This window comes from Hydrogenophaga sp. (assembly GCF_030373225.1).
Classification (GTDB): domain Bacteria; phylum Pseudomonadota; class Gammaproteobacteria; order Burkholderiales; family Burkholderiaceae_C; genus Hydrogenophaga.
Genome location: NZ_JAUCZG010000027.1, coordinates 43,236 through 63,768, shown reverse-complemented (window position 1 = coordinate 63,768; position 20,533 = coordinate 43,236). Strand labels below are relative to the sequence as shown.

Annotated in this window: 16 protein-coding genes; 8 read left to right on the top strand and 8 right to left on the bottom strand. The window is 67.0% G+C overall.

Going from position 1 to position 20,533, the window contains the following annotated elements; all coding sequences use genetic code 11:
* Window positions 1-75: 75 nt before the first annotated feature.
* A complete protein-coding gene (locus QUV35_RS14625; RefSeq protein WP_300875562.1) occupies window positions 76-2,298 on the top strand; it encodes a PhoX family phosphatase in 2,223 nt (740 codons plus the stop codon).
* Between the two features lie 93 nt (window positions 2,299-2,391).
* Here QUV35_RS14625 and QUV35_RS14620 read toward each other — a convergent pair whose 3' ends face one another.
* Genes QUV35_RS14620 through QUV35_RS14605 form a run of 4 tightly spaced genes read right to left on the bottom strand, consistent with a single transcriptional unit; the run spans window position 2,392 to window position 5,340 of the window.
* Complete coding sequence (locus QUV35_RS14620; RefSeq protein ID WP_300875559.1) at window positions 2,392-3,144, bottom strand: iron dicitrate transport regulator FecR; 753 nt, start codon at window positions 3,142-3,144, stop codon at window positions 2,392-2,394.
* Window positions 3,141-3,938: a BPSS1780 family membrane protein gene (locus tag QUV35_RS14615; RefSeq protein ID WP_300875556.1), complete on the bottom strand. Its 798-nt coding sequence runs from the start codon at window positions 3,936-3,938 to the stop codon at window positions 3,141-3,143. The genes QUV35_RS14620 and QUV35_RS14615 overlap by 4 nt, the downstream gene beginning before the upstream one ends.
* Window positions 3,935-4,966, bottom strand: coding sequence for a homoserine kinase (locus QUV35_RS14610; protein WP_300875553.1), 1,032 nt, complete (start codon window positions 4,964-4,966; stop codon window positions 3,935-3,937). The genes QUV35_RS14615 and QUV35_RS14610 overlap by 4 nt, the downstream gene beginning before the upstream one ends.
* A 38-nt stretch (window positions 4,967-5,004) precedes the next feature.
* Window positions 5,005-5,340, bottom strand: coding sequence for a hypothetical protein (locus tag QUV35_RS14605; RefSeq protein ID WP_300875550.1), 336 nt, complete (start codon window positions 5,338-5,340; stop codon window positions 5,005-5,007).
* Window positions 5,341-5,430: 90 nt separating this feature from the next.
* On the opposite strand from QUV35_RS14605, the gene polA reads away from it, so the two are divergent.
* The 4 genes from polA (at window position 5,431) to QUV35_RS14585 (ending at window position 11,405) form a co-directional block, all read left to right on the top strand.
* A complete protein-coding gene (gene polA / locus QUV35_RS14600; RefSeq protein ID WP_300875547.1) occupies window positions 5,431-8,280 on the top strand; it encodes a DNA polymerase I in 2,850 nt (949 codons plus the stop codon).
* A 113-nt stretch (window positions 8,281-8,393) separates the two neighbouring features.
* A complete protein-coding gene (locus QUV35_RS14595; protein ID WP_300875544.1) occupies window positions 8,394-9,584 on the top strand; it encodes a serine hydrolase in 1,191 nt (396 codons plus the stop codon).
* A gap of 47 nt (window positions 9,585-9,631) precedes the next feature.
* A complete protein-coding gene (locus tag QUV35_RS14590; protein WP_300875541.1) occupies window positions 9,632-10,531 on the top strand; it encodes a dienelactone hydrolase family protein in 900 nt (299 codons plus the stop codon).
* 70 nt (window positions 10,532-10,601) lie between these two features.
* Window positions 10,602-11,405 carry a ZIP family metal transporter gene (locus QUV35_RS14585; protein WP_300875539.1) on the top strand — a complete coding sequence of 268 codons (804 nt, stop codon included), beginning with the start codon at window positions 10,602-10,604 and terminating at the stop codon, window positions 11,403-11,405.
* Between the two features lie 81 nt (window positions 11,406-11,486).
* Here the strand turns inward: QUV35_RS14585 and QUV35_RS14580 are convergent, their stop codons facing one another.
* Genes QUV35_RS14580 through QUV35_RS14565 form a run of 4 tightly spaced genes read right to left on the bottom strand, consistent with a single transcriptional unit; the run spans window position 11,487 to window position 17,008 of the window.
* Window positions 11,487-14,027 carry a PAS domain S-box protein gene (locus tag QUV35_RS14580; RefSeq protein ID WP_300875537.1) on the bottom strand — a complete coding sequence of 847 codons (2,541 nt, stop codon included), beginning with the start codon at window positions 14,025-14,027 and terminating at the stop codon, window positions 11,487-11,489.
* A 37-nt stretch (window positions 14,028-14,064) separates the two neighbouring features.
* The gene (locus QUV35_RS14575; RefSeq protein WP_300875534.1) at window positions 14,065-14,922 is read right to left on the bottom strand and encodes a sulfurtransferase; all 858 of its coding nucleotides are present in this window, start codon (window positions 14,920-14,922) and stop codon (window positions 14,065-14,067) included.
* 28 nt (window positions 14,923-14,950) lie between these two features.
* The gene (locus tag QUV35_RS14570) at window positions 14,951-15,841 is read right to left on the bottom strand and encodes a DMT family transporter (protein ID WP_300875531.1); all 891 of its coding nucleotides are present in this window, start codon (window positions 15,839-15,841) and stop codon (window positions 14,951-14,953) included.
* Between the two features lie 3 nt (window positions 15,842-15,844).
* Window positions 15,845-17,008, bottom strand: a complete 1,164-nt coding sequence (locus tag QUV35_RS14565; protein ID WP_300875528.1) for an aromatic ring-hydroxylating dioxygenase subunit alpha — start codon at window positions 17,006-17,008, stop codon at window positions 15,845-15,847.
* Window positions 17,009-17,238: 230 nt separating this feature from the next.
* Between QUV35_RS14565 and xseB the strand changes: the two genes are divergently transcribed.
* The 3 genes from xseB to dxs are packed head-to-tail and all read left to right on the top strand — an operon-like array spanning window position 17,239 to window position 20,350.
* Complete coding sequence (gene xseB / locus QUV35_RS14560) at window positions 17,239-17,499, top strand: exodeoxyribonuclease VII small subunit (RefSeq protein ID WP_300875572.1); 261 nt, start codon at window positions 17,239-17,241, stop codon at window positions 17,497-17,499.
* Window positions 17,496-18,407: a polyprenyl synthetase family protein gene (locus QUV35_RS14555; RefSeq protein ID WP_300875525.1), complete on the top strand. Its 912-nt coding sequence runs from the start codon at window positions 17,496-17,498 to the stop codon at window positions 18,405-18,407. Before xseB ends, QUV35_RS14555 begins: the two co-directional genes overlap by 4 nt.
* A gap of 47 nt (window positions 18,408-18,454) precedes the next feature.
* Window positions 18,455-20,350, top strand: coding sequence for a 1-deoxy-D-xylulose-5-phosphate synthase (gene dxs / locus QUV35_RS14550; RefSeq protein ID WP_300875522.1), 1,896 nt, complete (start codon window positions 18,455-18,457; stop codon window positions 20,348-20,350).
* Window positions 20,351-20,533 lie beyond the last annotated feature (183 nt).

Below are 20,533 nucleotides of genomic sequence, written 5' to 3'. Positions count from 1 at the left end.
CATCGCAGCCTCCAGTGGAATGACTGCAATGATACTTCCTTTTTAAGTGTTACATTCCACTAGGAGAACTGTTCAATGAACGACCGTGCCATCAACGCCACCGCTTTCACCGATCCCGACGATCTCGAAAACAACGTATCGAACAACCGTCACTTTTCCGACGTGCTCGACGCCGGCCTGAGCCGGCGTGGTGTGCTTCGTGGCGGCCTGGGCGGCGCCATGGCGGCCATGTTTGCACCGCTGGCCCTGACCGCCTGCGGTGGCGGCTCGGACGCTGCTGCGGTGGTTCCGGGCCCCACGGCCGCTGCGCCGGAAACCCTGCTGGGCTTCGCTGCTGTGGCCAAGACGCTCGCCGACACCAACAGCGTGCCGGTCGGCTATTCGGCCAGCGTGATGCTGGCCTGTGGCGATCCCCTGTTCACGGGTGTTCCCGCCTACAGGAACGACGGCACGGACACGGGCTACGACCAGCGTGTGGGCGACAACCACGACGGCCTGCAGTACTTCGGTCTGTCGGCCAGCGGTCAGCGCGATGACAACAGCAGCAGCCGTGCGCTACTGGCCATGAACCACGAGTACATCCAGCCGCTCATGTTGCACGTGAGCGGGCCTACGCCAAGCCCACGTCCCGCCAGCGAGGCCGACATCGAGATCGACTGCCACGGCCTCACGGTGGCCGAGGTCATCAAGGACGCCGCGGGTGTGTTCGGTGCGGTGGTGAATTCGCCCTTCAACCGGCGCGTCACGGGCAACACGCCGATCGAGATGTCGGGCCCTGCCCGCGGCAATGCGCTGTTCGTCACCCGGTATTCGACCGACGGCACGCGCACGCGCGGCACCATGAACAACTGTGGCAACGGCAAGACCCCCTGGGGCACGTTGCTCACGACCGAAGAAAACTGGTCGGGCTATTTCTTCCGCGCTGCGGGAGACCAGAACCTGCGCACCGCCAAGGTCAATGCCTCGTTTGCCCGTTATGGCCGCAACGTGACCGACACTTCCGCGGCCAACAGCCGCTATGGCTGGCAAACCGCCGGCACGGAAGACAAGTACCAGCGCTGGAACACCAGCCAGACCGGCACCAGCCTGGACGGCAGCGATGACTACCGCCACGAGTGGTTCTGCCAGGGCTTCATGGTCGAGCTCGATCCGTACAACGCCACCTCCGTGGTGAAGAAGCGCACCGCCCTGGGCCGCTTCGCGCACGAGAACGCTGCCTTCGGTCTGCCAGAGGCGGGCAAGCCGCTGGCCGTCTACATGGGCTGCGATTCGCAAAACGAATACGTCTACAAGTTTGTCTCCACCGCACTCTGGAACCCGGCCGATGCCACCTCTGCGGACCGCGCGGCCGTGGGCGACAAGTACCTCGACGACGGCAAGCTGTACGTGGCCCGGTTCAACGACGACGGCAGCGGCGAGTGGCTCGAGCTGAACATCGCCAGCCCCGCCATCGTGGCGTCGTCTTTCGGCTTCAGCGACCAGGTCGAGATGTACATCCACACCCGCATCGCGGCCGACGCCGTGGGTGCGACCAAGATGGACCGCCCCGAGTGGGTCGATGTGCACCCGACCACGGGCGAGCTGTACATCACGATGACCAACAACAGCAGCCGCCGTTCGGCGCCGACCGGCACCCAGACGCTGGTCGACGCGGCCAACCCGCGCGCTTACAGCGACGTGCGTGGCGGTACCACCGTGAACAGCGGCAACGTCAACGGTCACATCGTGCGCTTCAAGGACGCCAGCCCCGAAGGCACCGCCTTCAACTGGGACGTGTACCTCTTCGGTGCCGAAGCCGGCTCCAACCCTGCGTTGATCAACCTCTCCGGGCTGACCGACGACCAGGACTTCTCGAGCCCCGATGGCCTGGCCTTCACGCAAAGCAACGGGCTGTGCTGGATCCAGACCGACGACAGCGCGTACCGTGATGTCACCAACTGCATGTTGCTCGCCAGCATTCCCGGCACGGTGGGTGACGGCACCACGGCCACGCTGAACTACAGCGGTGGTGTGGCCGTGACCACTCGGGTGGGCGCGAGGCCGAGCGCTTCGACCTTGAAGCGCTTCTATGTCGGTCCGTCCGAGTGCGAGGTGACAGGTCTGTGTGAAACGCCGGATGGCAGGACGATGTTCATCAACGTCCAGCACCCGGGCGAGGAGACGCCGGCATCCGTGATTGCCGATCCCAGCCAGTACGGCAGTCAGTGGCCCAGCATCGTTGGCTACGGCGCCGGCAGCCGTCCGCGTTCGGCCACGGTGGTGATCACGAAGAACAACGGCGGCCCGGTGGGCACCTGAGTCCCGCTCGGCGGGTGAAACAGCAAGGGGCCCCTCGGGGCCCCTTGTTCATTTCGACGTTCGAGCGCCAGCGACCTTGAAGGTCGGCAGGCTTCAGCGCGGCATGGCCGGGTGCGCTTCGGGAGGACGCTGTTCCATGTAGCCGCGCCCGTCTTTCACGCCGGGGCGCCCGGCGATCTGCCAGGCGGTTCGCTGGCCGATCAGGCGGGCCAGGAATTCAAGCTCCTCGTCGGTGTGGTTGAGTGCCGGTCCGGGCGTGAGGAAACGCCCGGCCTTGGGTTCGACCTCGCCCCAGAACGCCTGGTGGTAGCTCGACACCGACAAGGCGCGGGTGCCGCTGGCTTCAATGTCGACCGTGCCGTAGCAGTTGCAGAAGTAGCTGCGGTTGCCCTGGTCGGCGAAGACCTCGGTGTACACGCCGGTGCCGCGGATGCCCGCGGTCAGCGTGGGCGTGACGATGGCGCGCCCGGAACTGCGGCCGAAGGCGCTGACCACCGCGCCGCTGAGCAGGCGCAGCAGGCTCACGGTGTTCAGGGTGAAGCCGCGCTCCACCGTCAGGCGGGTGTTCTGCCGAACATTGAACGAGGCGTTGCCCAGCACGAAGATCAGCCGCGACGCCGGGCCGGTGAAGATCTCGTCGCCGGTCTGTATGGTCTGCTGGGGCACCAGGCGCCGCCCGTTGAGCAGCACGTCACCCACGAGCTCGACCACATTGCTGCGTTGTTGCGCCATCGCGGCGGGCAGGCCGCCCATGGCCACCCAGGCGGCCGCGGCCTTGAGGGTGTCGCGGCGATGGAACCAGGTCACTTCGCTTTCGGAGCGGCCTTGCAGCAGGTGTTGGGTCATGCGTCTTCTCCGGGGATGGTGGGCACGGCTGGCCCTGCGGTCTCGAAACTGTCGACGAAGGTGAAATATATCGAGGTGTGGAACATCGAGGCCATGAACAGGACAGCCGGGTACAACACGACGTTGAGCGCTTGCGCACCGCCCAGCAAGGCCGCCAGCAGGCTCATGAACAGGCCGACCAGCATGAACACCCCGATCCAGCCCAGCGTATAGAACAGCATGGCGCCCTTGTTGCCCCAGCAGGCCATGAAGCTGAAAAACAGGCTCTTGCCCGGGCTCACGCCGTGCCAGTGCACCAGGGCCGGTGCGTGCCAGAACGCCATGAGCACCGGCAGGTAAACCACCAGAGCGGCCAGCAGGCCCTGGTTGGCCAGCGAGGCACGCACCATCTCGGCCGAGACTTCGCCCGCGTTCGGATCCACCACCGGCGCCTCGCCGGCGAACAGTGTGGCCGTGCCCAGCACCAGCAACAGGCCGGCCGTGTACATGGCACCCAGGATCAGCATGTTGCGGGTCTGCACCGCTGTGCCGCGCAGGCCCGAGATCAAGGTGGAGGGCATGGGGAAGCGCCCTTGCGTGGCCTCGCGCGTGGCCGCCATCAAGCCCAGCGTGGCCACGGGCACCAGCAGCAGCGAGATCACCGTGCCCAGCAACGGGATGAGCGAGAACACCGAGACGGCGGCCATGAACATGAAGAACAGGCCGGACATGGCCAGGGGCTGGCGGAAGAAGGTCTTCACGCCCAGCTTGACCCATTGCAGGCCGGCCCTGGCGGGTACGAGGTGGAGTTTCATGCGGTCACGGGTTGGGGCGCTGCTGCCGGTGCCGGGGCATCGAGCAACATGGCGGAAAAGGTCTGGGCGTGGCGGGCGCGATCGCGCAGCACACGTTCGAAATGGGTCGGGTCGTGGGGCTGCAGCATGGCGGCCTCGCGCGGCAAGTGCAGGTCCCACAGGCGGGAGATCCAGAAGCGCAGGGCGCCCGCGCGCAGCAGGGCGGGAAGCAGGCCGCGCTCGGCCGCCGTCAGGGGGCGCACCGCCTGGTAGGCCGCGAGCAGGGCGCGTGCGCGGGCGGCATCGCCGCTGCCGTCGGTCGCGTCCTGGCTGTGGTGCACGCACCAGTCGTTGAGGCAAACCGCCAGGTCGAACAGGAAGGTGTCGCAGCCGGCGAAGTAGAAGTCGAAGAAGCCGGTGAGCTCGCCGTTCTCGAACATCACGTTGTCGCGGAACAGGTCGGCGTGGATCGGTCCGCGCGGCAGGGCGGCGCAAGAGGGGCTGGCCGCCACGTGGTTCTGGTAGGCCAGCTCGGTGCGGATCAGGTCCGCTTGCGGCGCGCTCAGGAACGGCAGCACCACCGGCACCGTCTCGTTCCACCAGGGCAGGCCGCGCAGGTTGGGCTGGCTCAGGGGGAAATCGCGGCCGGCCAGATGCATGCGCGCCAGCATGGCGCCCACCGCCTCGCAGTGCGCCAGACCGGGCGCCAGCTCGCTGTGGCCACGCAGCCGGTTCACCACGGCGGCGGGTTTGCCCTGCAGGGTGTGCAGGATCTCGCCACTGGCGGTGGCCGCCGGGTCGGGCACGGGGATGCCTTTGCCAGCCAGATGCTTCATGAGGTGCAGGTAGAACGGCAACTGCTCGAAGCCCAGCCGCTCGAAGATGGTGAGCACGTGTTCCAGCGTGGCGCCATCGCGCTCGCTGGTCACGAAGTAGTTGGTGTTTTCAATGCCGCCCTGGATGCCCCGCAACTCGGTGAGGTCGCCCAGGTCCAGGGTGTGCAGCAGGGCGGCGGCTTGCGCGAACGCGACTTCGGTGTAGACGGCCATGAAAACGGACGATCAGAAAGGGGCAGGGACGAGGGGAATCAGAAATTCAGGACGCGCCAGCTGCTGCGCCCGGCGTTGCCGGTGCGTTTGCCACCCACCTCGCTGATGGCCGAACCGCCGGCGTCGGGCTGGATCTGGTAGACCGGCGCGCCGTTCTTGGGTTTCACCTCGATGCTCTTGGTCTCGCCGCCCACACGCACCTCGTCGATGCGCGTGAGCGCGTCCTCGTTGCTGATGCGCTCGATGCGGTCGCGCGGGGAAACCGGCTGGGGCGGGGCCTCCAGCGGTGCCGTCTGGCCGTGGGCGGCAAAGGCCAGCGTGAAGCCCGCCAGCAGGGCGAGCAAGGTGAACGGGCGTGGGGTATGGGCGTGCATGCCTCATTGTAGGCAGGCGGGGCCGTGCGAGGCCTGCGCGGGGCCATGCCGGCAGCCGCCGGACCCGGCACGATCCCCGACAATGCGCTCATGTCCGACCTCACACCCCCCGCCCCCACCCTGTTGCTGGTCGACGGATCCAGCTACCTTTATCGCGCCTTCTTTGCCGGTGGCGATGCCATGAGCACAACCCTGCCCGATGGCACCGTCCTGAAGACCGGGGCCATCCGCATCATGATCAACATGATGCAGAAGCTGCGCAAGGACGTGCGGGCCGACTACGCCGCCTGCGTGTTCGATGCCAAGGGCCCGACCTTCCGGGACGCGCTGTATCCCGAGTACAAGGCCAACCGCTCGCCCATGCCCGACGACCTGCGGGCCCAGATCGCCCCGATCCACGAGGTGGTCAAGCTGCTGGGCTGGAAGGTGCTCGATGTGCCCGGCGTGGAGGCCGACGACGTGATCGGCACCCTGGCCCATGTGGCGTCGCAGCAGGGCATCACCTGCATCATCTCCAGCGGCGACAAGGACATGAGCCAGCTGGTCAACGAACACATCACCGTCATCGACACCATGAACGACCGGCGGCGCGACGTCGCCGGCGTCACAGCCGAGTTCGGCGTGCCGCCCAGCCTGATGCTGGACTACCAGACCCTGGTGGGCGATTCGGTGGACAACGTGCCCGGCGTGCCCAAGGTCGGTCCCAAGACCGCCGTGAAGTGGCTGCTCGAACACGGATCGCTGGAGGCGCTGGTGGCACACGCCGACGAGATCAAGGGCGCGGCCGGCGAGAACCTGCGCAACGCCCTGGCCTGGTTGCCCAGGGGACGCGAGCTGCTCACCATCAAGACCGACTGCGATCTGGCGCAGCACATCGACGGCTTGCCCTCGCTGGAGGCCATCAGCATCGGCGGACAGGACTCCGAGGCGCTGCGTGCCTTCGGTGAACGGTACGGCTTCAAGGGCCTGGTGAAGACACTGATGCAGATCGATGCGCCACCCGAGCTGATCGAAGCGCACGCGAGCAAGGGAAGTGGCAAGGCCGGCGCCAAGGGCTCCGCCGATGCCCGGTCGCCGGGCCTGTTCGACGAGGCCGACCTCAGCGGCAGCGCCGAACGCACCACCAACCTGCGCTACGACACCGTGCTCACCTGGGACGCCTTCGACAACTGGCTCGCGCGCGTGCAGGCCGCCGAGCTGGTGGCCATCGACACCGAGACCACCTCGCTCGACGAAATGCGCGCCGAGATCGTGGGCATCAGCTTCAGCGTGATGCCGGGCGAGGCGGCCTACATTCCGCTGCGCCACAGCGGGCCCGACGCGCCCGAGCAGCTGCCGTTTGACGAGGTGCTCGCCAGGCTCAAGCCCTGGCTCGAAAACCCGGCACATGCCAAGCTCGGCCAGCACGTGAAGTACGACCGTCACGTGTTCGCCAACCACGGCATCGAGGTGCAGGGCTATGTGCACGACACCATGTTGCAGAGCTATGTTCTGGAAGTGCACAAGCCGCACGGTCTGGCCAGCCTGGCTGCGCGCCACCTGGGTCGCCAGGGCATCAACTACGAGGACCTGTGCGGCAAGGGTGCGCACCAGATTCCTTTTGCGCAGGTCGATGTGGCCAGGGCGGCCGAGTACTCGTGCGAAGACAGCGACCAGACGCTGGATGTGCACCGGGTGCTCTGGCCGCAACTGCAGGCCGACAGCCAACCCGGAAAAGGGCTGAAGTTCATCTATGAACTCGAGATCGCCAGCAGCGAGGCGCTCTACCGCATCGAACGCAACGGCGTGCTGATCGACGCGCCCACGCTGGCGAAGCAGAGCCATGAACTGGGCTCGCGCATCCACGCGCTGGAGCAGGAGGCCTACGAGATCGCCGGCCAGCCGTTCAACCTGAGCAGCCCGAAACAGCTGGGCGAGATCTTCTTCGACAAGCTGGGCCTGCCGGTGATCAAGAAGACCGCCACCGGCGCGCGCAGCACCGACGAAGAAGTGCTGGAAAAGCTCGCCGAAGACTATCCGCTGCCGGCGAAGATTCTGGAGCACCGCGGCCTGTCCAAGCTCAAGGGCACCTACACCGACAAGCTCGCGCAACTGGCGCACCCGGCCACCGGGCGGGTGCACACGCATTACGCGCAGGCCGTGGCCGTCACCGGGCGGCTGTCGAGCAACGACCCGAATCTGCAGAACATTCCGATCCGCACGCCCGAGGGCCGGCGTGTGCGCGAAGCCTTCGTGGCCCCGGCCGGCCATGTGATCGCCAGCGCCGACTACTCGCAGATCGAGCTGCGCATCATGGCCCACATCAGTGGCGACGCAGCCCTGCTGCGCGCCTTTCATGACGGCATCGACGTGCACCGTGCCACGGCTGCCGAGGTGTTCGGGGTGGACGCCGCGCAGGTGAGCAACGAGCAGCGCCGCTATGCCAAGGTGATCAATTTCGGACTGATCTACGGCATGAGCGCCTTTGGACTGGCCAAGGCGCTGTCCATCGACAACACCGCGGCGAAGAACTACATCACGCGCTACTTCGACCGCTTTGAAGGAGTCAAGCGCTACATGGACGACACCCGCCAGAGCGCCAAGGCGCGCGGCTATGTGGAGACGGTGTTCGGGCGCCGGCTGTACCTGCCCGAGATCAACAGCCCCAACGGTCCACGCCGCAGCGGCGCCGAGCGCGCCGCCATCAACGCGCCCATGCAGGGCACGGCGGCCGACCTCATCAAGCTGAGCATGGTGGCGGTGCAGAAGGCGCTCGACGGGCAGCAGCGCGGCACGAAGATGATCATGCAGGTGCACGACGAACTGGTGTTCGAGGTGCCCGAGGCCGAGGTGGACTGGCTCAAGGCCGAGATTCCGCGCTTGATGGCGGGTGTGGCCGAGCTCAAGGTGCCTTTGCTCGCGGAAGTGGGCGTGGGACACAACTGGGATCAGGCGCATTGATATGAATCACCCCCGCCGCGCTTCGCGCGACCCCCTCGAGGGGGCGGCGCCTGCGGCCCGGCAGAGCCGGTTCCGCGGCGCCCCTGGGCGGGGTACCTGCGCCGGACACTGACATGCAACATCGCCGCGCGTTCCTTTGCGCCGGTCTTGCGATGGCTGGCCTGCCGGCCTGGGCGCAGACCGACGACAGGTGGGGGGCGCTGCGTGGCTACCCCGAGAGCCGATCCAGCTTCGAGCGCTTGCCCGAGTTTCGCGTGGGCAACTATTCGGGTGGCCACGAGCGTTACATCCGCCACAACACGCTGCGCGCCGGCGGTCGTGTGGTGGGCTGGAACGACACGCCGGCGAACGATTTCCGCTACCGATCCGGCCTGTCCAGCAAAACACCCGATGCCTACCTGGCGCAGTGGCCGGTGACCGGACTGCTGATCGCGCGCGACGGCAACATCCTGTTCGAGCGCTACCGGTTTGCCCGCCAGCCGTCGATGCGCCTGCAAAGCTGGTCGATGGCCAAGAGCGTCACCTCGCTGTTGCTGGGCATCTGCCTGGACCGCGGACTCATCGCCTCGCTCGACGACCTGGCCTCCCGCTACCTGCCCGAACTCGGCGGCACCCTGCACGGCGAGACCTCGCTGCGCCATCTGGCCAACATGTGCAGCGGCGCCGATGTGGTGCACGCGCGTGACAACGCCATTCTTTACCCCGGCGCGCTGCTCGGCCGGGACCCGGACATCGCGCGCACGGTGGCTGGCTGGAACCGCCGCAGCGAAGCCGCAGGACAACGCTTCAACTACAACGAGCTGGGGGCGCTGACCCTGGGCATGGTGATGCGCCGCGTCACCGGTGGCTCGCTGTCGTCGTTCGCCGAGCGGGCCTTGTGGCAGCCCATGGGCGCCGAGGCACCCGCCACCTGGTTCACCGATGCGCGCGGGGCCGAGTTCAACAGCATCGGCTTTGCGGCGCGCCTGCGCGACTGGGCACGCCTGGGTCAGCTGGTCGCCCATCGCGGGCGAAGCCTTGATGGAAAGGCCGTCGTGAGCGACGCCTGGATCAGCGAGTGCACATCGTGGAGCGAAGCCGATCACGCGGTGCGCGTTGGCCGGGCCCGGCTGACGCAGGGCTACAAGGCCTTGTTCTGGCATGCCCGCGCCGACGGCTCGCGCCCTGCCATGCACGGGCACCACGGCCAGCGCGTGTTCATCGACATGCCCACCCGCACGGTGCTCGTGCAGACGGCGGTCGACCAGCAAGGGGCCTGGGAGCCGGAACTGCTCGACATGTTCGATGCTGCCACCCGGGTTTAAGGGACATGGCAGACTGCGGGTCCGACAACCAGACCAGGAGACAGACCATGCTCAACGACCAACATGCCCAGGACCTCGGCGCCTTGCTGCCCGGTCGGTCGAACGAACACGGCGCCACCCGCCGCACCGCCATCAAGGCTGCGCTGGGTGTGGGCTATGCGGCCGCCGCCGCGCCGCTGGTGGCGCAGACCGCGATCAAGACGCCGTCCGATGGCCTCACCGTGGGCGACGTGATGATCGACGTCAACGGCTTCAAGATGCCGGCCTACCGTGCCGCTCCGGCGGGCAAGACCGGCTTGCCGGTGGTGCTGGTGCTGTCCGAGATCTTCGGCGTGCACGAGTACATCGCCGACACTGCGCGGCGCTTCGCCCGGGCAGGCTACCTGGCGATCGCGCCCGAGCTGTTCGTGCGCCAGGGCGATGCGCAAAGCTACGGTGAAATGGCCAGGCTGATCGCCGAGGTGATCTCCAAGGTGCCCGACGCGCAGGTGATGGCCGATCTCGATGCGGCCGTGGCCTGGGCCGCGGCCAACGGCGGCGATGCCACCAGGGTGGGCGTGACCGGCTTCTGCTGGGGCGGACGCCAGACCTGGCTGTACGCGGCGCACAACCCGGCGGTCAAGGCCGGTGTCGCCTGGTACGGGCGGCTGGTGGGCGAGGCCACGCCGCTCAACCCGAAGCACCCGGTGGACGTGGCGGCCCGTCTGAATGGCCCGGTGCTGGGTCTCTATGGTGCCGCCGATACCGGCATTCCCCTTGACACGGTTGATAAGATGAAGGCCGCTCTGGCAGCGGGCAGTGCGGCCGCCAGGGCTTCGACCTTTGTGGTCTACCCCGAGGCACCCCATGCCTTCCACGCCGATTACCGGCCGAGTTTCCGCAAGGAGGCGGCCGAAGACGGCTGGAAACGCGCGCTGGCGTGGTTCAAGCAGCACGGAGTGGCCTGAGCCGCACCGTTGCGCCAGACCCCAGGCCGCTCCAGAGCGGCCTTTTTTGTGGACGAATCGAGAACAACCCATGACCTTGCTGGCGATCCTGACAGGCACCGTGGCGGCCGGCGTGGGCAGCGTCTGGCTGGCCGCGCTGCTGGCCTTTGCGATGCTTGGGCGCTTCACGCAGCACATGCTCAGCCTGGCCGCCGGCGCGCTCATGGCCACGGCTTTCATGCACCTGCTGCCCGAAGCCTTCGAGAGCGAGGCCGGCGCCCACGAACTGTTTGCCATGTTGCTGGCCGGGCTGGTGTTCTTCTTTCTGCTCGACAAGGCCGAGCTCTGGCACCACGGCCACGAGCACAACCAGGGCCCGGCGCAGGAAGCCGGGCATGACGCCCATGACCACCACCACGTTCACGCCCACGCCCACCACCACGGCCCGCGCTCGGGCGGCTGGGCCGTGCTGGCCGGCGACAGCGTGCACGCCTTTGGCGACGGCATCCTGATCGCGTCGGCCTTTCTGGCCGACATGCGCCTGGGTGTGATCACCTCGCTGGCGGTGCTGGCGCACGAAGTGCCGCACCACATCGGTGATCTGGTCGTGCTGCGCCACACCTCGGGCACCCAGCGCGCCGCACTGGTCAAGGTCTCGCTGGCCGGCACGGTCACGGCCCTGGGCGGCGTGGTGGGCTACTTCCTCGTGACCCAGCTGCAGGACTACCTGCCCTTTTTCCTGGTGGCCGCGTCCAGCAGCTTTGTGTACGTGGCGCTGGCCGACCTGATTCCGCAATTGCAGAAACAACTGGGCTTCGCGGACACGCTCGCCCAGGTCGGGTGGCTGATGGGCGGGATAGCGCTGGTCACACTGGTGAGCAGCCTGGCGCACTGAGGCAGGACACACCCCCGTCGCTTGCTCACCGCGTGCAGCCGCATCCCCTCTCGAGGGCGCGACGCACTGCGCCCGCGTTGTTCAGCCCAGTGAGAAGCTGAACGTGGCGCCTTCGCCCGGCGCGCTGCAGGCCGTGATGGTGCCCCCATGGCGCTCGACAATGCGGCGCACCGTGGCCAGGCCGATGCCGGTGCCCTCGAACTCGTTGGCCATGTGCAGCCGCTGGAAGGGCTGGAACAGTCTGGCCGCGTAGGCCATGTTGAACCCCACGCCGTTGTCCCGCACGAAGTAGCGGGTCGTCCGGCCATCCTCTGCCAGGGTCTGGCCGAACTCGATCACGGTCTCTGGCCGGTCGCGGCTGTACTTCAGGGCATTGCCCAACAGGTTCTCCAGCGCGATGCGGGTGAGCTGGGGGTCGCATTCGGCCTGCAGACCGTCGGCCACCTGACACTGCAACTGCCGCGCGGGTTGCCGCCCCTGCTCTTCGGCCAGGATGGCCCGCACCAGCTGGCTCAGGTCGACGGTCTGGCGTTCCAGCGAGGCCTGGCTCACGCGAGCCAGCGCCAGCAGGGCCGAGATGAGGGCGCCCATCCGGGTGGTGGACGACAGCACGCGGTCGAACATCTCGCGCTCGTCCTGGTTGAGCCGACCGCCGAGTTGTTCGTCCAGCAGGCGGGTGAAGCCGTCGATGGCCCGCAGCGGTGACTTGAGATCGTGCGAGACCGTGTAGGCGAAAGAGTCGAGTTCGGCGTTGAGCTTCTGCAGATCGGCGGTGCGCTCCCGCACCCGCTGCTCCAGGGTCTCGGTCAGGCGCTGGATCTCGCGGTCGCGGTGCAGGCGTACCAGTTCTGCGTTGGCGCGGCTGGCGAAGATGGACACCAGGGCCTGCAGGTCTTCGCTCAACGCCAGGGGTTTGCGCCACATGGCGAACAGGATGCCGATGGGCGTGCCGTCAGCGTCGCGCAGCGCCTGACCGAGGTAGGACTGAAACCCTTCGCGGTGGATGCCCCGGGCTTGCGGAAAGCCCTGCGGCAGGTCTTGCGCGCAGACGAACACGTCTCTTTGTGCCAGCGTTTCGGCACACGGCGTGTTGGATGTGTCGAAGCTGAAGGTGGGCAGAGGACGTGCGTCTTTCCAGATCGAAAGCACCTGCACCTGCTGGATGTCGCGGCATTCGCCGATCACCACCATGTCGCAGCCGATGGCCTCGCTGAGGTGGCGCGTGAGCGCTTCGAAGAAGGCCTCGCCGGTTTCCGCCGCCACGCCCCTGGCCACGTTGAGCAGCAGGGACTCGCGCCGTTTTTCGGCGGTGACGTTGATCGTGCAGGACAGGATGCACGCCTCACCGTCGATTTCGATGAGTTCGGCCCACAGCCGGGTGTCGATCAGGCTGCCATCCTTGTGGCGCATGACGGTTTCGAAGCTGTCGATGCGGCCGTCGCGCAGCAGTTGTGCCACGAACCGTTCGCGGTCGGCCGGCGTTCGCCAGACCCCGGTGTCGAGCGATGTCTTGCCGATCTGTTCTTCCAGCCCGAAGCCTTGCACCGTGTCCTGCGCCTGGTTGATCTCCACGAAGCTGCCATCGGACAGGCGCGTGATGGTGAGGTTGAGCGGACTGAAGTTGAAGGCCTTGGCAAACCGTTCTTCTGAGCGCTTGAGGCGCTCCATCGCGTCGGCCTGCGCGCTCACATCGGAGATGGTGGTGATGATGAGCTTGTCTTCGTGGTCGGTGCCCATCTCGCTGGAGATGAGGGCCTGGAAGACGGTGCCGTCGGCGCGTCGCCCCAGACACGAATACTGGTCCATGTGTCGCTCGGCAAAGAGCCGTTGCAGGTAGGCTTCCCGCTGGGTGGCGTCGTGCCAAAGAAAACTTTCCTGGCGGCCGAGCACCTGCTCGCGGGTGTAGCCGTAGCTGCGCTCGAACGCCGGGTTCACATCCAGGATGGAACCGGTGCGCGCCGACTGCGCGATCATGGGGCTGGGGCTGGTGCGAAAGATGCGGGCGAAGCGATCGAGGTTTCGGTCGCGCTCCAGTTCGGTGGCCTTGCGGCGTTCGAATTCGCGGCTCTTGAGGTCCAGTGCCCGGCGTGTTCTCACCCGGCTGTGGTGCACCATCAGGGCGCAGACGAGGATGGAGGTCGCGTGCGTGATCCACACCCGCAGGCTGGCATCGAAATTGGGCGTGGCCGTCAACAGGCCGGCGGTCTCCGCCCAGGTCAGGACGCCCAGCGATCCCACACTGGCCACGGTCGTGACGATGAGAGCCGTGCGTCCCAGAAAAATCCCGGCTCCCACGACCGCAGCCATGAACAGAAAGCCCACGGCAGTCCGCACCGAGCCGTAGGTGAGGGTGGAGAAGATGGCGGCGCCGAGCACCGAGGCCACGATGGCATGCGCCACGAAGCGGGTGCGATCCATCCTGGTGAGGGCAAAGCAGATCCAGGCCATGGCGGTGAGCCCGCCGGCCACCCAGGCCTCGTGTTCACCGGGTGCGGCCAGCACCAGCTCCATCGCGAGCACCAGCGCACCTGCCACGCCGATGGCCGCACACAACAGCATCAGTGCGGATCTGCGGTCCTTCTCGCGCAGGATTTCCTGCGCGGCGTCTTCGTGCTGGGACATGTGGCGGCGGTGGGAGGGGCGGGCGTCACGGACAGGTTCAGCCGACGGCGCAAGGCGCACCGGGCGTGTTGCACCACTCGCTCCAGCTGCCGGGGTACAGCGCTGCACGGCCCAGGCCTGCGATTTCCATGGCCAGCAGGTTCGGCACCGCGCTCACGCCGCTGCCGCAGTGGTGCACCACCCCGGCAGGGTCGCGCCCGGCCAGCAGCTGCTCGAACTCGGCGCGCAGCTGGGCGGGCGGCTTGAAACGGCCGTCGGGGCCGAAGTTGTTGGCAAACGGACGGTTCAGGGCACCCGGGATGTGACCCGCCACCGGATCGAGCGGCTCGACCTCGCCGCGAAAGCGGGCGGCCGCTCGCGCGTCGATCACCGTCTGGCCGGGACGCCCCAGGTCCTTCAGGAGGGAGGCGGTCGATGCGGTGGCCGCAGCCGTGGGCTGCAAGGTGAAAACCCCGGCTTCGGGGGCCACCGACGGTCCGCTCTGCAGCGGGCCGCCGGCGGCTTTCCAGGCGGCAAGACCGCCGTCGAGCACCGCCACGGCCTCGTGTCCACACCACTTGAGCATCCACCAGAGCCGGCCGCACTGGCTGCCGCCTTGCCGGTCGAGCACCACCACCTGCATGCCGTCCCACAAACCCAGCGCGGCCAGCCGCTGCGCAAAAGTCTCGCGCGAGGGCAGGGGATGGCGTCCCCCACTGGCGCGGTCGGCACCGGTCTTGTCGCTGAGATGGTGGTCGAGGTGCACGTACACCGAGCCGGGAATGTGCTCGTCGTGGTACTGCGCTGCGCCCGCTTCGGGATTCATGAGTTCGTAGCTGCAGTCGAAGACCCGCAGCGGCGTGTCGCTGGCCAGGTGTTGTTGCAGTTCGTCGGCCGTGATCAGTGTGGTGAGCATGCGCACATTGTGCTTGAGGTCCGGGGCGTCAGTGGTCCTCTGCGGGTGCAAGCGGCACCGCACGGGCCCGCAGCACGGTGGCGGTGATGCCGCTGACGATGATCAGGCCCATGCCGAGCCAGCCGATCAGGGGCAGCTGGTCGCCGAAGATGGTGAGGCTGTAGAGCGCAGCGAAGACGATGCCGGAGTACTGCAGGTTGGCCACCACCATCGTCGCGCCGCTGGAGTAGGCGCGGGTCATGCAGAGTTGCCCGAAGACCGCCAGCAGACCGATGGGCAGCAACCACAGGGCGCTCGGCCAGTGCCAGTCGCTGGCACCGACGAACACCATGCCCAGGGCGCCGGCCGCCACGGCGCCGATGGAGAAATAGAACACGGTGCGGCTCTCGGGCTCACCGGCCCTGGCCAGCGCGGCCACCTGCAGGTAGGCAAAGGCCGAGAAGATGCCGGACATCAGGCCCACCAGCGCACCCACCGCCTGACCTTCGCCCAGCGTGGGCCGCAGCATCATCGCCACGCCACCGAAACCCGCCAGCACCGTGAGGAACAGAGGGGCCTGCTGGCGAATGGGTGCGTTGCGACCCTGCACCAGCAGCGCGCCGCCCAGCAGAAACGCAGCGATCCACACGCTGCTCATGTAGTTCAGGGTCATGGCCGTTGCCAGCGGCAGGATCGCGATCGAATAAAACCAGGCGGTCAGCGCCGTCACGCCCACCACGCTGCGCCACACGTGCATCATGGGAACGTTCGTTGCCAGCGACACACCTTTGGCCCGCGTGAGGCCGATCAGAAAGGCCACACCCACCAATCCCCGGTAGAAGACGATCTCGAAGCTGTTGAAGTGGGTCGATGCAAACTTGATGCACACGCCCATGGTGGCAAAAAACAGCGACGCGAGCAGCATCCATAACGCCTGCACGATTCAGCCTCCCCGCGCCGCAGGCGGTGCGGGGGGGCTCATCTTCTTCCTGTACCACTCGTGGAAGTGCTGCATGCCGTCTTCCATCGGGCTCTGGTAGGGGCCGACCTCGTTGTCGCCGCGCGCCAGCAGCGCCTTGCGTCCCGCGTCCATGCGTTCGGCGATCTCGTCGTCTTCCAGGCAGGTTTCCATGTAGGCGGCGCGCTGGGCCTCAACGAATTCGCGCTCGAAGGCGGCGATTTCCTCGGGGTAGTAGAACTCGACCATGTTGATGGTCTTGTCCACGCTCACCGGATGCAGCGTGGAGACCGTGAGCACGTGCGGGTACCACTCGACCATGATGTGCGGGTAGTAGGTCAGCCAGATGGCACCGTGCTCGGGCATCCGGCCCTGCCGGTACTGCATCAGCTGTTCGTGCCAGCGCTGGTACACCGGGCTGCCCGCCTTGCCCAGCAGGTTGGCCGGACCCACCGTCTGCACCGAGTACTCGGGCTTGAGTTCCCAGCGCAGGTCTTCGCAGGTGACAAAGCCACCCAGGCCGGGGTGAAACGGCGCGACATGGTAGTCCTCGAGGTAAACCTCGATGAAGGTCTTCCAGTTGTAGTTGCAATCGTGCAGCTCCACGTGGTCCAGCACCATGCCTTCGAAGTCGAGCGCAGCGCGCGGACCCATGTGGGCGAGATCGGTGGCGACATCGCATCCGTTGTCCTCGAACAGCAGGCCGTTCCACTCGCGCAGCGGGTAGTTGTTCAGGTTCAGGCAGGGGTCTTTGTCGAAGTGGGGCGCACCGAGCAACTGGCCGGCCCGTGCGCCCTGGATGCCGCTGTAGGTCCAGCGGTGCAGGGGGCACACGATGTTGCCGGCCGCGCTGCCGCTGCGGGTCTCGAGCAGGTTGCCCCGCCCTTCGAGGATCATGGCCTGGCGGTGTCGACAGACGTTGGACACCAGTTCCACGCCGCTGGCGGTCCGCACGAGGGCACGACCGCCCGCTTCCTGTGGCAGGACGTGGTAGTCCCCGACAGCGGGAACAGCGAGTTGGTGCCCCACATAGCGGGGCCCGCGCTGGAAGAGAAGTTGCTTTTCGCGCTGGAACAGCGCCTCGTCAAAGTAGCTGGAAACCTGAAGTTGGCTTGCGGCCTGCTGCAGTTGAAGACTTAAATCAGACATCGTGGTCCTGACCTAGAGACTCCCCCTATGAAGGGGCAGGGTAAGCGCTGTGCTCGTGAGACGAATTCGCGCGGGATGGGTGGAGTGGTGCGTCCCTCCGGGCGGTGGTCGCCCGTCAGTGATGAAAAAGGGCCGAATTCTACCCCGCAGGGCAGTACCCGTTGTCCTGCAACGGTATGCAAAGGCGCGCCCACTTTAGAATCAAACCCGTGAACGATCGAACCGCCGCCGTGCCCCGCTCCCCCAAAAACGCCTCAGCCGCTCCCGCCGGCGACACGCCCGCTGTCGCGGCGAATTACGAAGCCGCGCTCGAAGAGCTTGAGCAACTCGTGTCCCAGCTCGACGCCGGGCAGCTGCCGCTGGACCAGCTGCTCACGCGCTACCAGCGCGGCGCCGAGCTGCTCGCCTACTGCCGCGCCCGTCTCGAGGCGGTGGAAAACCAGATCAAGGTGCTCGAAGGTGGGGAACTCAAACCCTGGGATGCTCCATGAATCTCTCACCGGCCAGTGCGGCGGTTTCTCCCTTTGCCCTCTGGCGTGAAACGCAGCAAGCCGTGGTCGAACGTGCGCTGCAGGACTGGTTGCCTCGGCAGGCCCCCGCCGGCCTGGGCGACGCCATGCGTTACGCGGTGCTGGACGGCGGCAAACGCCTGCGCCCGCTGCTCGTGCTGGCGACCTGCGAAGCGGTGGGTGGACACACCGGGTCTGCCTTGCGCGCAGCCTGTGCGGTCGAGCTGATCCACGCCTATTCGCTGGTCCACGACGACATGCCCTGCATGGACAACGACGTTCTGCGCCGCGGCAAACCCACGGTGCATGTGCGGTTTGGCGAAGCCCAGGCCTTGCTGGCTGGCGATGCGCTGCAGGCATTCGCCTTCGAGCTGCTGGTGCCCGAGGACGACAGTGTGCAACCCGCCATGGCCGCCCGGCTGTGCCGCTTGCTGGCGCTGGCGGCAGGCGCAGGCGGTATGGCAGGCGGCCAGGCGATCGACCTCGCCAGCGTGGGCCGCACGCTGGACCAGCCTGCGCTGGAGGCGATGCACCGGCAGAAGACCGGCGCACTCTTGCAGGCCAGCGTCATGATGGGCGCGGCCACCGCGCAGACGACCGCCGCCACCGATGCCAGGCTGGCCGAATATGGCGCCTGCCTGGGCCTGGCCTTCCAGGTGGTGGACGACATCCTTGACGTGACTGCCGATTCGGCTACGCTGGGCAAGACGGCGGGCAAGGACGCGGCGTCGGACAAGCCCACTTTCGTCTCCTTGCTCGGCCTGGGCGGCGCACAAGCCCACGCCGACCGTGTGCTCGATCAGGCCCACCAGGCCTTGCGCGAGAGCGGCATCGAACGGCTGGAGACCCTCCATGCGTTGGCCGACTGGGTCGGTCATCGCGCATCCTGAGGTCCCTCGAGGCCGCTTTCCTTTTCATGACCCGAGTCCATCTGCCCATGAGTTCCCTGCTCTCCTCCATCGAGTCTCCGGCCGATGTGCGCCGCCTCAGCCGCGCCCAGCTGCTGCCGCTGGCCGACGAGCTGCGCACCTACCTGCTGCAAAGCGTGGCGCGCACCGGCGGGCACCTCAGCTCCAACCTCGGCACGGTTGAATTGACGCTGGCCCTGCACTATGTGTTCAACACGCCCGAGGACCGCCTGGTCTGGGACGTGGGCCACCAGACCTACCCGCACAAGATCATCACGGGTCGGCGCGACCGCATGCACACCTTGCGCCAGCTCGGCGGCATCAGCGGGTTTCCGCGTCGCTCGGAAAGCGAGTTCGACACGTTCGGAACCGCGCACTCGTCCACCAGCATTTCAGCGGCACTGGGCATGGCCATGGGCGCCAGGATCAAGGGTGAAGGCCGCAACGCCGTGGCCATCATCGGCGACGGCGCGATGACGGCCGGCATGGCGTTCGAAGCGCTCAACAACGCCGGTGTGGCCGACGGCCGTCTGCTGGTTGTGCTCAACGACAACGACATGTCGATCTCGCCGCCGGTGGGTGCACTCAACCGGTACCTCGCCCAGCTCATGAGCGGGCAGTTCTACACCGCGGCCAAGAACGTCGGCAAGCAGGTGCTCAAGGGCGCACCGCCCCTGTTCGAGCTGGCCAAGCGGCTGGAGGAGCAGGCCAAGGGGATGGTGGTGCCCGCCACCCTGTTCGAGAAATTCGGCTTCAACTACATCGGGCCGATCGACGGGCACGACCTCGATTCGCTGATTCCGACGCTGGAGAACATCCGTCACCTGCTGGAGGCCGACAGCGGGCCCCAGTTCCTGCATGTGGTGACGAAAAAGGGCCAGGGCTACAAACTGGCCGAAAACGACCCGATCGCCTACCACGGCCCGGGCACCTTCGACCCGGCGGTGGGCCTTGTCAAACCCGCGGCTGCACCCAGGACCACCTTCACGCAGGTGTTCGGACAGTGGTTGTGCGACATGGCGGCGGCCGACGAGCGCCTGGTGGGCATCACGCCCGCGATGCGCGAGGGCTCTGGCATGGTCGAGTTCGAACGCCGCTTCCCCAAACGCTATTTCGACGTCGGCATCGCCGAGCAGCACGCAGTCACCTTTGCCGCCGGCCTGGCCTGTGAGGGCCTCAAGCCCGTGGTGGCCATCTACTCGACCTTTCTCCAGCGAGGCTACGACCAGCTGATCCACGATGTGGCGCTGCAAAACCTGCCGATGGTGTTTGCACTCGACCGCGCCGGCCTGGTGGGCGCCGACGGTGCCACGCACGCGGGCGCATACGACATTGCTTACCTGCGCTGCATTCCCAACATGGCCATCGCATGCCCGGCCGATGAAGCCGAGTGCCGTCAATTGCTCTCGACAGCACACGCGCAAAACCAGCCGGTGGCGGTGCGCTACCCGCGTGGCGCCGGTGTGGGCACTGCCGTTCCTTCCAGCCTCGAAGGATTGCCGTTCGGCAAGGGCGAGCTGCGTCGACAGGGCAAGGGCATCGCGATCCTGGCTTTCGGCACGCTGCTGCATCCGGCGCTGGCCGCCGGCGAGAAGCTCGGCGCCAGCGTGGCCAACATGCGCTGGGCCAAACCGCTGGACACCGAACTGCTGGGCGAACTGGCGCGCACCCACGAAGCGATCGTCACGGTGGAAGAGGGTTGTCTTGCCGGCGGAGCGGGCAGTGCGGTGATGGAGGCGCTGCAGGCCGCGGGTCTGGTGTTGCCGGTACTCGCGCTCGGTTTGCCCGATGAGTTTTCGGAGCATGGCGATCCCGGCAAGCTGCTCGCGGCACTGGGTCTGGACGCTGCCGGCATCGAGGCCTCCATCCGCACCCGGTTCGAAGCGTTGCTGCACACCGCGCCGGGTCTGAAGGTGGTGGGCTGAGCCGTTTCTCCCGGCCGACTTCGCCGGGTTGAATCCGCATCGCCAGCCGGACCGCGCCCGCCCGCAGGGCGTTGAGAGAAAGCTTGCACGATGCTGAAGGGTGTCGAGGCGATGCGGCCTTTCGAGGGAAAACCCCCGCGTTCTCCCGGGGGGGCGTTCCTACAATCCCGGTTGACTGACCAG